This is a genomic window from Wolbachia endosymbiont of Armadillidium vulgare str. wVulC, from assembly GCF_001027565.1.
Classification (GTDB): Bacteria; Pseudomonadota; Alphaproteobacteria; order Rickettsiales; family Anaplasmataceae; genus Wolbachia.
The window spans coordinates 26,224-40,801 of record NZ_ALWU01000010.1 but is presented as its reverse complement, the minus strand read 5'-3'; the positions used below and the strand labels follow the sequence as shown (position 1 = coordinate 40,801).

At 35.3% G+C, this 14,578-nt stretch carries 12 protein-coding genes, 1 tRNA gene and 1 pseudogene; 7 read left to right on the top strand and 7 right to left on the bottom strand.

What is annotated here, in order from left to right:
* Positions 1–12: 12 nt before the first annotated feature.
* The 3 genes from wVul_RS05760 (at position 13) to metG (ending at position 4,013) form a co-directional block, all read left to right on the top strand.
* Positions 13–1,416, top strand: a complete 1,404-nt coding sequence (locus wVul_RS05760; RefSeq protein WP_047759533.1) for an NAD(P)H-dependent flavin oxidoreductase — start codon at positions 13–15, stop codon at positions 1,414–1,416.
* Between the two features lie 81 nt (positions 1,417–1,497).
* Positions 1,498–2,367, top strand: coding sequence for a hypothetical protein (locus wVul_RS05755; protein ID WP_047759532.1), 870 nt, complete (start codon positions 1,498–1,500; stop codon positions 2,365–2,367).
* A gap of 116 nt (positions 2,368–2,483) precedes the next feature.
* A complete protein-coding gene (gene metG, locus wVul_RS05750) occupies positions 2,484–4,013 on the top strand; it encodes a methionine--tRNA ligase (protein ID WP_047759531.1) in 1,530 nt (509 codons plus the stop codon).
* A gap of 19 nt (positions 4,014–4,032) precedes the next feature.
* Here the strand turns inward: metG and wVul_RS08945 are convergent, their stop codons facing one another.
* The 6 genes and pseudogenes from wVul_RS08945 to der form a co-directional block, all read right to left on the bottom strand.
* On the bottom strand, positions 4,033–5,274 hold the full coding sequence (locus tag wVul_RS08945) for a hypothetical protein (RefSeq protein WP_153295621.1): 1,242 nt from the start codon (positions 5,272–5,274) through the stop codon (positions 4,033–4,035).
* Positions 5,275–5,936: 662 nt separating this feature from the next.
* Positions 5,937–6,819, bottom strand: a pseudogene (locus wVul_RS10555) (transposase family protein).
* A 104-nt stretch (positions 6,820–6,923) separates the two neighbouring features.
* Positions 6,924–7,415, bottom strand: a complete 492-nt coding sequence (locus wVul_RS05740; RefSeq protein ID WP_047759530.1) for a disulfide bond formation protein B — start codon at positions 7,413–7,415, stop codon at positions 6,924–6,926.
* Positions 7,416–7,506: 91 nt separating this feature from the next.
* Entirely contained in the window at positions 7,507–8,103 is a 597-nt protein-coding gene (locus wVul_RS05735; protein WP_047759821.1) for a hypothetical protein, read from the bottom strand.
* Between the two features lie 225 nt (positions 8,104–8,328).
* A complete protein-coding gene (locus wVul_RS09920) occupies positions 8,329–8,541 on the bottom strand; it encodes a hypothetical protein (RefSeq protein WP_238580425.1) in 213 nt (70 codons plus the stop codon).
* A gap of 132 nt (positions 8,542–8,673) precedes the next feature.
* On the bottom strand, positions 8,674–9,999 hold the full coding sequence (gene der, locus wVul_RS05725) for a ribosome biogenesis GTPase Der (protein ID WP_047759529.1): 1,326 nt from the start codon (positions 9,997–9,999) through the stop codon (positions 8,674–8,676).
* Between the two features lie 137 nt (positions 10,000–10,136).
* Between der and wVul_RS05720 the strand changes: the two genes are divergently transcribed.
* On the top strand, positions 10,137–11,159 hold the full coding sequence (locus wVul_RS05720; RefSeq protein WP_238580424.1) for a hypothetical protein: 1,023 nt from the start codon (positions 10,137–10,139) through the stop codon (positions 11,157–11,159).
* A gap of 205 nt (positions 11,160–11,364) precedes the next feature.
* Positions 11,365–12,882 carry an acyl-CoA carboxylase subunit beta gene (locus tag wVul_RS05715; protein ID WP_047759528.1) on the top strand — a complete coding sequence of 506 codons (1,518 nt, stop codon included), beginning with the start codon at positions 11,365–11,367 and terminating at the stop codon, positions 12,880–12,882.
* Between the two features lie 33 nt (positions 12,883–12,915).
* Here wVul_RS05715 and wVul_RS05710 read toward each other — a convergent pair.
* Positions 12,916–12,988: transfer RNA gene (locus wVul_RS05710), tRNA-Thr, on the bottom strand.
* A gap of 128 nt (positions 12,989–13,116) precedes the next feature.
* On the opposite strand from wVul_RS05710, the gene mutM reads away from it, so the two are divergent.
* Positions 13,117–13,932, top strand: coding sequence for a bifunctional DNA-formamidopyrimidine glycosylase/DNA-(apurinic or apyrimidinic site) lyase (gene mutM, locus wVul_RS05705; protein WP_047759527.1), 816 nt, complete (start codon positions 13,117–13,119; stop codon positions 13,930–13,932).
* Between the two features lie 16 nt (positions 13,933–13,948).
* On the top strand, positions 13,949–14,542 hold the full coding sequence (pdxH, locus tag wVul_RS05700) for a pyridoxamine 5'-phosphate oxidase (protein ID WP_047759526.1): 594 nt from the start codon (positions 13,949–13,951) through the stop codon (positions 14,540–14,542).
* The last annotated feature ends 36 nt before the right edge of the window (positions 14,543–14,578 follow it).

Here is a 14,578-nt window from a genome sequence, read left to right as displayed (position 1 = left end):
TAAGAGGAAATTTTGAAAAATAAGATAAAAAAGATAGTGATTTCAGGGAAAGAAGTGTGGCCAATCGTCGAGGGCGGCAAAGGCATTGCAATCAGTGATGGAAGATCAGGTGGGGCATTTGCTGCAGCAGGTGCTGTCGGTACGTTTTCTGGTGCAAATGCTAAACTTATCGATGACAACGGCGAGTTAGTACCACTGGTTTATAAAGGTAAAACAAGAAATGAAAAACATAAGGAATTAATTGAGTATAGTATCGAGGCTGGAGTTAGTCAAGCAAAAATAGCGAATGAAATATCAAAAGGCCGTGGGAGAGTACATATGAATGTGCTTTGGGAAATGGGGGCAGCAGAACAAGTGCTTCATGGCATATTAGAAAAAGCAAAAGGCTTAGTTCATGGCATCACTTGCGGTGCTGGTATGCCTTACAGACTCGGAGAAATTGCAGCTAAATATCAAGTTTATTATTACCCTATTATCTCATCGGCACGCGCTTTTAAAGCATTATGGAAGCGTGCTTACCGAAAAATATCTTCTTTTTTACTTGGTGGAGTAGTATATGAGGATCCATGGCTTGCTGGTGGTCACAATGGACTCAGTAATAGTGAAGATCCAGAATTACCGCAGGCTCCATTTGAAAGAGTTGCAGAGCTTAGATCTTTCATGAATGAGGTTGGTCTTTCTGAAACGCCAATTGTTATGGCGGGGGGAGTGTGGCATTTGAAAGATTGGGAACATTGGTTTGACAATTTACAAATCGGACCAATAGCTTTTCAATTTGGCACTCGTCCACTTTTAACAAAAGAAAGTCCGATTTCTACAGAGTGGAAAAAGAAGCTACTTACTTTAGAAGAAGGTGATGTATTTTTAAATAAATTTAGTCCAACAGGGTTCTACTCATCTGCAGTAAGAAATAACTTCATACATGAGCTACAGGAACGAAATTCACGTCAAATAAAATTTTCGGAAAGTGCAAGCGAAGAGTTTAATAATGAATTTGCAATGGGTAGCAGAGGTAGAAAGATTTACCTTACTGCAAAAGGCAAAGAACTAGCAAATACATGGACTAAAGCAGGTTATACAGAGGCAATGAAAACTCCAGATACAACTGTTATTTTTGTGACACCAAGCAAATTTTCAGAGATAAGACAAGATCAAATCAATTGCATGGGATGTTTGAGCCATTGTTTGTTTAGCAATTGGAAAGATCACGGTGACCATTCAACAGGACAAAAACCAGATCCAAGGAGTTTCTGTATACAAAAGACACTGCAAAACATTGTACATGACGGCAATGTTGAAAATGAACTCATGTTTTCTGGACACAATGTGTACAGATTTAAGCAAGACCCATTTTATGAGAATGGCTACGTACCGACAGTAAAAGAACTGGTGGGAAGGATATTAACTGGGTATTAGGTTATGGTTGAATTGACAAGTAAACTTTACTTTGTTATAATAAGTATTTATTAATTTAATCTTAATTTGAGGAAAATATCTATGCGTGATAGTGCTTTAGAAAGGTATGCTCTTGCCTATATAAAAAAATCTGACAGTAACGATAATGTTAAAGAGTTTTTACAGCATACACTGAATTCGACTTGGAATGAGCAAGAGTTCGACAGAATGTATGGAGAGTTTACACATAGCATTCCAACTCGTAGGCACAGTACAGAACGTGATAATGGAAGTAGTAGGCAACAACCTACGGGACCTCAGGTTACACACGTACATGTACACAATAATAGAGGTTTAGATTTTTGGGATTATTTTCTACTGCGTAGCCTATTTAGTGGTAATACTGGTCATACTACAATTATAAATAACCTTGGTTCTGGTAGTAGTAACCAGCTAAGCAGAGAAGATAAGAAAAAAGACGCAGAAGACAACAGGAAATTATTAGCTTTAGGGATAGTAGCTGTAGTTGCGTGTGTTGCTTTCCATGCTTTAATGTGTGTTTGGTACAACAGCAGCGAAAAAACGGCTAGAAAGTCAGAAAAGGTAGATTACCTGGATAATAAACTTAAAATGTTCAGAAATATAGAATTTGCAGTTGGTGCAATTTCTTTAGCAGCTTTGGTAGGTTGCGCTATTAACCCAGTCTTACCAGTTTGGGGTTTAGTCATTCTTGGTATTAATTCTCTTGTATGTTTTGCTGGTGGTTTGGCTTTTCATATGAAGCATGAGAAAGAGTCAGAAAATATTGAGAGAGCTAAAGAAGCGGTAGATAATTATCATAGAGATCCTTCGTATCGTGAACCACCACCTGCTTACTCTCCAAGTGCTCCTTCTTATGATGGCACACCTGGGTATGCATTTGGTGATCCTAATGCGACACAACAGTTTGGAGGTTGTGCTGCTAAAGCATAAGTTACTAATCGAGAATACCGCTGCAACGCGCAGCGGTATAATGGATTTTCAGATCGTTTGTGTTATATTGATTTTTATTACTAGTGCAGATATGATTAAGTTTTAAGCACTATGAAATGAAGCAATTTGAGAGCTTTTATATCACTACGCCAATATATTACGTAAACGACAAGCCACACATCGGCCACGCATATACTTCCCTTATCTGTGATGTTGCAGCTAGATTTATAAAACTAGCTGGAAAGAACATCAAATTTACTACTGGTACAGATGAACATGGACAAAAAATTGAAAAAGCAGCTAAAGCAAAGGGAATAGAGCCAAAAGAATTTACAGATGAAATAAGTGTTACGTTCAAAAAATTAGCTGAGCTAATGAACTTTGATTGTGATGATTTTATTCGCACCACAGAAGAACGTCATGAACAAGCAGTTATAGTTCTATGGAATAGGCTTGAAGAGAGAGGACAAATATATCTAGATTCTTACTCAGGTTGGTATTCAGTTCGTGACGAAGCTTTTTATCAGGAGTCAGAGTTGATAGATGGCAGAGCACCAACAGGCGCTGAAGTTCAGTGGATAAAAGAAGAGAGCTATTTTTTTCGCTTGTCAAATTGGCAGAACAAACTGCTAGAGTTATATGAAAATCAGCTGAATTTCATCTTTCCTGAGAGCAGAAAAAACGAAGTGGTATCATTTGTAAAGTCAGGACTGACTGACCTTTCGATTTCTCGTACTAGCTTTAATTGGGGAATAAAAGTACCAAGAAATGACAAGCACGTAATTTATGTTTGGATAGATGCACTCACTAACTATCTCACGTCAATAGGCTTTCCTAATATAGAAGATGAGGAATATAAGAAGTTTTGGGCAAACTCTTTCAATGTTCATGTAATCGGTAAAGACATATTGCGTTTTCACGCTGTATACTGGCCAGCGATCCTTCTTGCAGCAGATTTATCACTGCCAAAGCAAATTGCAGTTCATGGTTGGTGGCTAAACGAGGGGGAAAAAATATCCAAATCCCTTGGTAACGTTATAGATCCAATTGGTCTGGCAGAAGAGTTTGGTGTTGATCAACTACGCTATTTTCTCCTTCGGGAAGCAAGTTTCGGTCAAGATGGTAATTTCAGTAAGAAGAACATGATCAGCCGAATAAATTCAGAATTGGCAAATAATATAGGCAATTTAGTGCAAAGAACAATTTCATTTCTGCACAAACAATGCTCTGGAGTTGTACCAACAATTGATCGAAATTTGCTTAAAGATGATGAGAGTTTACCAAATTGCAAAGCCATACTTGATCAAGTAATGGATCATCTATCAAAGTATGAATTTAACCAGATTATACTTCTGATTATTAATATTTCTTCCAAGGCCAATGCTTACATAGACAAAAGTGCACCTTGGACGTTAAGTAAAACCGATAGAGAGCGCATGAATTTAGTAATCTACAAATTACTCGAATACATCAGAATAATTGGCACTTTATTGCAGCCAATTGTTCCAAAGTCAGCAGAAATGATACTTGGCCAATTACAGATCCCAAAAGAACAACGCGATTTGAAATCTTTGTGCAACGCATGCGTAAGCTTAGGTGTTACATTACCTAAACCTACGCCAATTTTTTTGAGGGTGAATATTTAAAGAACCCTTAGTAAACCATTCATAAACCAGGCTGAATTGGTCGTTCTGCAGTTAATTTACTTAATTCAACAGAATTAAAAAAAGTGCCTTGGCGTTTTGATGTGTCTATACCATTATCTATTTTTACAAAAGATGGTACATTAATCTTTTTATTTGACTCAGCCGTTTTTTCACTCTCAACTTGGTCTTGTAACATACTAACAGGATGTTCACGAGAACCAAAAGGATTTAAATTCTTTAAAAACCTGCCATATGTACCCATAAAATAATTAGCAAAACCCGTATTAGCATCGCTGTATTTTGCAATAGCTGTCTGGTTTGATCCAACAGTTTTACTACTCTCAGCGTGAGTTATGCTTGGTTTAGCAAATTGATAATCATTATTACTGTCCTCATAGAATAGGTTAGGAAGAGTACCACCATCTATAATTTCTTCTGAAGTTTCTGATTTATTCAAATTCTTAACCCATTGAGGTTCAGAAGAATTTTGAGATATACCAAAATTATTTTCAGCACTCTTCAAAGCATTATTTAATGTTTGTTCGTATTCATTAGCTTTATTTCCCAACACAACCTGTGGTATAGGTACATAGTGAGCGGATGATAAATTTACAGTAGAATTACCATTAGCTTGGCTAAGAGGTGTTTGCTGATCAGACAAACCAACAGTAGGAACTGACATACTTACGGGAGCTATAAATGCCGATGCTATAACTGGTGCTAGAGTTAATGCTATAGTTGATGTGTATATCACTTTATCTCTAAACTGCTTTGCATCTTGAGTTGCTTTGTCTTCAACTTCTTTTGCTACTACATTCAATTTTGGTTGATTACCTTCTTCTCTAAATAAATTGCTAAGAGCTTTAGAATCTAAAACTTCTTCTCGATTTCTTTTTTTACGCTCTTTATGCACTCTCTCAGCATCTTCATCGGAGTTAATAATGTATTCTACCTTTTTATCGAGTTGTTTTTGCATTTTAGCTTTTTCTTCGACACTTTGAGCATCTAAATAAGAAGAAGTAACTTTTAGCTCTTTGCTCTTTTCAAAAATATCTCTATTTTTACCTTTTATCTCTTTTGCTTGATTAGCCAATTGAGTATCTTTCTCGGAGATAGCTCTATCTTTGCCTTCTATCTCTTCTGCTTGCTGAACTAATTGAGTATCTTTCTCGGAGATAGCTCTATCTTTGCCTTCTATCTCTTCTGCTTGCTGAACTAATTGAGCATCCTTCTCAGAAATGGTTTTATTTTTACTAATCACTGTAGCTGAAAGCGCAAAAACTAGAGCAGAAAATACAGCACCACCAATAATAAATGGAAGGCCAACACTTAATGCTGCAACTGGAGCTAAGAAACTGACATAAGGAGCTGCAGCAAACACTCCTGATGCTAACAAAGTTGCTATAGCTAAAGTACTACTAACAAGATAAGGCGCATTGGCCTTATTAAACATATTTTTCATTATATACCTCACTAAAATTATTATCTAGTGTAGCATAAAATAAAAAACTATGCTAGTCCTATTTGAAAGTAAAGGTAGCAAAAAAAGCTACAAATCTATGTAGTATTTAAACTCGCTCCTACTGGGACCTGAACCTAATCCACTACAACATATCAGAAAACATTATCTCTATTTTTTCTGGTTACACACTGAATTTTTTCTCAGCATAATGATTATGAGATTGCTTTTTAGCTTGGTTTTACTCAACTAAAGCTAAGTTATTAGAAATTACCTGGTTTATTTGAGCGTTAGCAATATGAGTATCTTGTTGTTTACATTTAGTACAATACATAATAGATGCAGCTCCAATAGCAGCTCCAACACAAGCAGCTCCAGCAATTAAGGCAATTTGATTAAAGCCTGACCTTACCCAGAAAAAGTAGAGAGGAAGTAAAGAAGTTTTTGCTATGAAAATAAAAAGTTCAGGAATGCAATGTAGAATGTCTACGCTGTTTATTATAAAAAATTTCTATATATTCAAATATTGCGGTGTTGTGAAGTATCAATGAGTATGAGTGAACTAAAAAAGCTCTCTGAAACAGCATTATCATAACAACAACCTTTGTCTAGAAATAATACTTTTTGTACTCAGTAAAAATTGATAATTTTTAGAGGTGTATTGTGATCCTTGATCGCTATAAGCAGATTTGCGCAATAGTCATAAATAAAGCATCTATAACTAATCGCTTAGCTACTCATTGACCAGCCAACTAGATCAATTATTGCTGCCAAATATAACCATCCTTCATTGGTTTTTATGTACGTAAACCCATATCTTGTTTGGTTGATCAGTGGTGAAATTCTGATTCAATATGTTATTTGTGGTTTTAAACCTTCATCTAAGCTTAGCTTGAATGCCATTTTTCTGCATAACATTGTTTTGATTTTACCTAAAGCCTTTAATTCAGTTTAGGAGCTCCGTACCTGCATTGTGATGCTTTTCTTTGTATGAGCTCTTCTCTTATTGTTTTTTTTCTGAGTAATCCATCTATACAAGCAGATACGTTCAAAAACCTTCATAATTCCCGTGTTTTATAGCAGTTTTCATGTTCTTTTATAAAAACTCTTTTTGGTTTGCAAAATATCCCAGGGCTTTTTTTAAAATGTCTCTTTCTCTCGTTGCCAGCTCTTTCTTTAAATCAAACTTTTCTTTGTCACAAGTTCCTTTTCCTGGGATTGTATGTTTTTACCCACCTGCTTAGCCGCTAATACCCAAATCTCTTCCTATTTTTGCTGATGATTGACCTGTTTCTTTTTCCAGTCTTCATTTTTGCATTCTGCTGTATGTTCTCTTCTTTTTGTCATATCACACCTCTTTGAAAAAACTTCTTAACTTCCTCTCTACTTTTTCTGGGTAAGGTCAATATGTTCTGTTATTGCTTTCAAACTTCCAGCTACATATACTCTTGCTATTTTTTGCACCAATTGTGCCTTAAATTTCTTTCTTTACAATATATCTTACCTGATACGAACAGGACTACTATAAGGTAAATAAGATTCCATGTTGCTAAGGAAATTCCAAAAATATAATGAGGCCTGTCACAAGATGGAGAGTAATTAGGATTTAATAGATTATTTCTCAATTCTTCTATGCTAACGTTACCACTTGCTTGCTCTGTACAGCCTAAAACATCATGAAATAAGTGAAGCTCAAGACCTACATGATAAAAAGATATTATCGCACCAATGAGATAGCTGCAAAACATCGCATAGATTAGAATTTTGTTGCCTTTTAGCATATACACTACTGCAAGTAATCCTGTAACATAGTAAACTACTCGCTCGTACATACATAACTCGCACGGTAGCATATTGAAAAAATACTCCAGCACATATGCAAAAATTAAAGCAACAGCACTTGATAAGAGAAAAATTGTAGAACTGTTATTTATATCTGACATAGTTAATGAGTTACCACAACAATCGAAAAAGTCAACTTTTGTTTAGTATTGCTCTATATGATTATAGAGCAATACATGTCACTTTTTTTATCTAACTTCTATACATATGCTCACAACTTGATACTGATTTGACTTGGATACTAGTTGCAACACTAGCATCACCATCTATTCTTGCAATCTCTTCCTTGGTATACAATTCATTCTTATTCTTCATCCAGCTGTTATCATATTGAATATCAACCTTCCCTCCATTGATTTTAAACCCAAACGCTCTTTGTATAATCGATCTTTTCACTTTGAAAAACCTGTCCCGATATTCGTCATAATTTTTACAATCAGACAAAGAAATAGAAGGCTTTTCATCAAGTGGGGTACGACTTATCATATTTTCCATCATTGTATAAATATGATGTAGTGATGATCGAAGCATAGGATAATGCTTTTGGAATCTATACTTCATTTCATTATAAACTTCCATAATCTTTACTCTACCAGTATCACTTACAGCAATTATAGCATTTTCAATATTTGGTATACCGTCATAATCGTGACCTGTTTCGTCATTTTCAGCAACTAGAAAACCCTGCTTAGCCTGAATCTCACCAAGTTTTTCGTTTTCTTTAGGTAAAATATCAAAATCGAAATAGATCATAGGAGACTTCAGTGCCAACAACATAAATATACGCATGCTGTCTATCTCAACACCAAAAGATAATCTTTTACTTTCTGGAATAGAGTATAGATCTCTAAAATATCGAGATACAGTGTATTTAGAACATTGAGACAGTTCAATTTCCTTATCCGGTTGTAAATGAAAGCTAAATTCATACTCTCTTTAATCCAGCTCATTAAAGTCTATAAGCTCTATGTTTTTGTTTGGGTTAAATTCTCTGTTTGATATTTTATTTTCCAACTATTTACGTTGCTCAGGAGTAAAACCAGATCCATTTATTACTAATTTCACTACACGCGTATCTTCCCTTTTTGCCCATTCGCTCAATCTCTCCAAATATTTTTCTGGAATCGGGTATCCATATCGCCTTGGAAGCCACTGAAATACTAAAGGTGTATCAACCGTGAAAGTATGTGGAGATCCAGGCCTTAAATCTTGTCCCTTATAATTCATAGCAAAAGTACTAAATAAGTTAATACTTTACTATGTAATATTAATTTATCAACTATTTATTTAAGTAATATTATTCACTTATTAACAATACTAATAAGACAAAAAGCTATATTCTTAATAAAACAAGATTACCTACTTTACATAGGGATTTTTATTCTTTTTCAAAAGTAATCTGACTGGTACGCCTTCAACAAAGAAGTTTTTTCTAAGACCATTAGTTAAATAACGTTTATAATTTTCATCAGCACTCTCAGGGACATTGCATATCAAAGAAAAAGCCGGAGGTTTGGTGCCAATTTGAGCAATATACTTCATTTTAATCTCTCTACCTTTTACAAGTGGGTGAGAATGTTTTTCCACAGCATCTATTAGCCACTTATTCAGTTTTGCAGTGCTGATCTTCTTGTTCAAGGATTCACTCACTTCAAGACACTTATCTATTACATCACCGCAGCGCATACCTTTCAACGCAGAAATTGTTACAGTTGGTACTTCCAAAAATAACCGAGTCACTTCCTGTTGTTTGACAAATTTTATTAGCTTACTTCTGTCATCCTTACCTATTAAATCCCACTTATTTAAAACAATGATAATTCCCTTCCCCCCTTTAATTGCAGCTTCAGCAATTGATAAATCCTGCTGCTCAACGCCAAGCAGGGAGTCTAGCATTAAAACTACCACATGAGAGCGCTTTATTGACTCTATGCTTTTTTCAACAAATCTTGATTCTAAATTGTCAATAACATTTGCCTTTCTACGGATTCCCGCAGTATCGATGAGAGTGATAAGTTTTCCATTATGGTCGTATGAGATATCCACAGAGTCACGCGTGGTACCGGGTTTTGAGCTTACTATTAGTCTATTTTCTGCAAGTAAACTGTTTAAAAAAGTTGATTTTCCAACGTTTGGGCGACCGATGATCGCAATCCTCAGTCTAATGGACTCACTTTCAGGCAGCTCAGTGCCTTTACTAAAACCTTCAATAACACCAGCTAATGCATCGTAAAGATCAACCATACCAAGATTATGTTCGGCTGAGATGTATACCGGACCTATGAAATTGAAAAACTGCAAATAATCAACGTTTTCCGATTTATGACTTTCACATTTGTTTGCTATTAGTATTACAGGTTTATTCGTTTTTCTCTTCAGCCACTTTGCAAACTCTTTGTTCTGCTCATTTTGCACTTTTGCATCAACAAGAAAGAAAACTACATCTACGCTCAATAAAGAAAACTCTATTTGTTCAATAACTTGTAGTGAAAAACTGGTTTGATCGTTCCATCCTCCTGTATCTATGACTTTAAACTCCAAATCGCTAATTCTTCCAACTCCTTCTCGTCTATCTCTCGTTACTCCTGGAATGTCACTAACTACCGCTGCTTTTCTTCTTATTAGTCTATTAAAAAGAGTTGACTTACCTGCATTTGGAAGGCCTATTATAGCAATTTTCAGCATAGTTTAAGAGCATGTTTTGTACATAGTAGATTATAATCAAAATTTTTCATTTTAACTATTGACTTGATAGATTATATACTTATTCTAAAATTAGGATATTTTATCTTAAGTTTATTATATAAAGTTGGAGGGTAGTTATGTTAGCATTCGAGCAAGTACAAAGTTTAGAATCAGAACAACAAAAGTTACAGGGGAATGTATTAGAAAAAAATTCACAAAGATTTGGAGAAAAGTTTATACCAACCGCAGCAATACATGAGCATGTTGACGAAAAGATGGCAGACAACATCTTTGCTGGGTTGCGTGATATGTATACAGTAGAGTTTGAATATAACATAGCATCAGACAAACCTATAACTGTAGCTGTAGAAAATATGGCAGAGGGGTTTCAAAAATCTATAAAGCATTGGAAACAAGAAAAGATCATGTTTAGCGCGCCAGTGTATGTAAGTAGAGGAGATGGACCAATACTAGATTATATGATAAAGAAGCTTCACCATCTCAAAAATAATGACGTAAACATTAATGAGGACGGCAAACGCAAACTAGAGCCTGTTTTATCAGAAGTGTATGATCTAGTTTCAAAAGGTAATCATGTAAGTGAAAAAGTGTTAAAACTATTGCCAGAAGGTATAATCGAAAAACGTAAAGAATACTTACAAAACCTAAAGAAAATTGCAAGTGAAAGTATTGATCATGGTGAAAAAGACAGAGTTATAGTAGAAAGAGATAATGCGTTTTATTGTGTAAAATACTCAGAAAAAAGCATTGTAAGTCCTGCAAAATTTTTGAACAACTCAGAATTTCAAAATTTAGAGGGAATACTAAAAGTTGGAAAAGATAATACAATAAAAATAAGAGATGGACAATATCACGGTGTAAAAGGCAAAGTAAAAATGACCTTTGAAGTAGGCGATGAAAAAATTGAAATGGTTTTATTCTCTGAAAAAGCTGAGGATTTTGGCAATATAATGGTACATATGGATGATAAAAGCTGTGAAGTCTTCTTAAAGCATTGTGCAGAGCTAGAAAAAGAGACTCGTATAAGCAAGGTCATTGAAGCTGCCAAAAGCTTTGTGCAAACAAAAAGCAATGCGCCTTCTTCTAATCTAGACGATACTAATCTATCTCAGCATTCTAAGGAAGTTCTAACAGTGTAAGCTGATAGACAAAGCATGTACACTGTTAAACAGTGTACAATTGCTTGGCGTTAAAAATGCTAGACTATAAATCTGTTTCTGATAGTCGCAGTAACCACGTGCAGTTTCATCAATTTCGTTAGACCTTAAGAAGGTGTTTATGTCAAAATAGACACTGCAAAAAAGTAATGTATACTTAACTTATTGAAAAATAACTTCCCTTGATATGCAAGACTTTCAAATACTAGAAACTAAAACATTAGAAGCTGAAAAAGGAGGCGGTCCTGATAGGGTTAACAAGCAACATGAAAAAGGAAAGCTAACCGCTAGAGAAAGGCTGAGTATACTGCTAGATGAAAATTCATTTCAAGAATATGATAAGTTTGTAAAACATCACGCAACTGATTTTGGCATGCAAAATGCTAATTTTTTAGGTGATGGCGTTATAACTGGCCACGGCACTATTTATGGCAGAAAAGTTTTTGTTTACTCTCAGGATTTCACTGTATTTGGCGGATCACTTGGTGCATCACATGCAAAAAAAATATGCAAAATTATGGATATGGCAATTAATGCCAGGGTTCCAATTATCGGACTAAACGATTCTGGTGGAGCCAGAATCCAAGAAGGAGTAAATTCCCTTGCTGGTTACGGAGAAATTTTTCAAAGAAATGTCAATGCATCAGGCGTTATACCGCAAATTTCCTTGATTATGGGTCCATGCGCAGGAGGTGCGGTTTACTCTCCAGCACTGACTGACTTTACTTTCATGGTGAAAAACAGCTCATACATGTTTATAACCGGGCCAGATGTAGTAAAAAAAGTTACATACGAGGACGTAAGCCACGAAGATCTCGGTGGAGCAAGAATTCATACAAGCAAAACAGGAGTAGCAGATTTTGTGTTCAATAATGATGTTGAAATGCTACTAGAAATGCGTGAATTCTTTACTTTCTTACCAGCAAATAATCAAGAATCACCGAAACCTAAATCAACCTGTGATTCAGTTAATGATATTGATGAATCTTTAAATACTCTGATTCCTACCAATCCTAACACTCCTTATGATATGTATGAACTTATCGAAAAGGTGTGTGATGAAAGGAAGTTCTTTGAACTAAAACCCAATTTTGCTCGTAACATCATAATCGGCTTTAGTAGAATTGGAGGTAACACTGTTGGTATTGTTGCAAATCAACCTATGCATCTTGCGGGATGTTTGGATATTGACTCTTCAAGAAAAGCTGCAAGGTTTGTAAGGTTTTGTGACGCATTTAACATTCCCATCATCACACTTATTGATGTTCCGGGGTTTCTCCCAGGTACAAATCAAGAACACAATAATATAATACAACACGGAGCAAAATTGCTTTATGCTTACGCTGAAGCGATCGTGCCGAAAATTAGTTTGATCACCAGAAAAGCGTATGGTGGTGCATACATTGTCATGAACTCTAAACATCTAAAAGGTGATATAAATTACGCCTGGCCAACCGCTGAAATAGCTGTAATGGGACCTGAAAGTGCAGTTGAAATTATATTTCGACACGAAAAAGATCAGCAAACACTAATTAAAGAATATAAAGAAAAATTTGCTAACCCATTTTTTGCTGCATCGCATGGATATATTGATGATATAATAGCGCCAAGTAAAACAAGGTATCACTTTCACAAAGCGCTAGAGCTACTCAAAAACAAGAAAGTAGAAAAAATATGGAAAAAGCATGACAACTTACCTCTGTAACTTTCTTCTCAGTCTTTATTATAAGGTCTACAGTGCCGTTACCAAGACTCGAACTTGGGACCTCGTCATTACCAATGACGTACTCTACCACCTGAGCTACAACGGCAAGTTCACGTATTATGATAATGAATAACATGAAAAAAAATAAGGAAAAAGAAGAAGAGAAAAAAAGATTGGCAAAAGCTTTAAAGCAAAATATTCTAAAAAGAAAAAAACAGCAACAGAGTAGACAAGATGCCAGAGCTCCCAGAAGTGGAAGTAATCTCTAACTTCTTGCTTGATAAAATTAAAAACAAGCAAATTAGTAATGTTATAGTTAATAATTGGAATTTACGTACCCCAATAACAAAAAATATTGATGATTTGCTAAAGGGCAAAATTATAAACGATATCAAGCGTAGAGGTAAATATATAATCTGGCACGCAGATAATAATTCGGCTATAATCATACATCTTGGCATGAGCGGAAAGCTTATATATGCTGACCACGATCAAGTGCGAAATAAGCACGATCACGTGGTATTTTTATTTTCTGACAACACTTCAATAATCTTTAATGACCCAAGAAGGTTTGGATTAGTGATTGTTTTAAACAGAGAACAAGAACTAAACTTTTTTAATAACCTCGGAATAGAACCTCTCACAGATGAATTCAGTGGAGGCTATCTGCAGGAGTTGCTGAAGAACAAAAAAGTAAATATCAAATCTGCATTAATGGATAATAAATTGATAGTTGGGGTGGGCAATATATATGCTTCTGAAAGTTTATTTAGAGCCTGCATATTACCACTTAGGCCAGCACAAGACTTGACATATACAGAGTGCGAAAAACTTGCTACTGAAATAAAAAATACTCTGAGTGATGCAATTACTGCCGGCGGTTCAACACTGAAAGATTATGCACAGCCATCTGGATCTGCTGGATACTTTCAAAATAACTTTTACGTATATGGTAAAGTTCAAAAACCTTGCAAGATCTGCAACAATATCATAACACTTATACGACAAAATGGCCGTAGCACTTATTTTTGCAACGCATGCCAGAATTAAGATTTTATTTTTTGATATGATATTTTCACCTGAAAAAGATCCATTTGATTTGTTTTCAAAGTGGTATGAAGAAGTACTCAATTCGTCATATAGAGAACCACCTGCAATGACACTAGCAACTTGTAGCAAAGACTGTATTCCATCTGCAAGAGTAGTATTACTAAAGGAATACAGCAAAGAAGATTTTGTGTTTTTCACTAACGTAAACAGTAAAAAAGGGAAAGAATTGACTGAGAACCCCAAAGCTGCATTAGTGTTTCATTGGATAGAATTTGCTAGGCAAGTGCGAATTGAAGGAGATGTTAAACTTCTAAACGATGAAAGAACTGACAAATACTTCTCTTCTCGAGCACGCGATAGTCAAATTAGCGCATGGTGCTCAAAACAATCGAGCATTCTAAAAAATTGGCAAGATTTTGAGCAAGCTATAAATTCGAAGGAGAAAGAGTTTCACAATACACAAATTTCTCGTCCCGACTTTTGGGTGGGGTTTTGTGTAATCCCAAAAGTAATTGAATTTTGGCAAGAAGGTGAACACAGGAGACATATCAGATTTAGGTACACTCTTGTTGAAAAAAGCAATTGGAAAATAGAGCAGCTTTATCCTTAACGGGAGTGTTATAATAAACCATACGCGTCAAGTTAA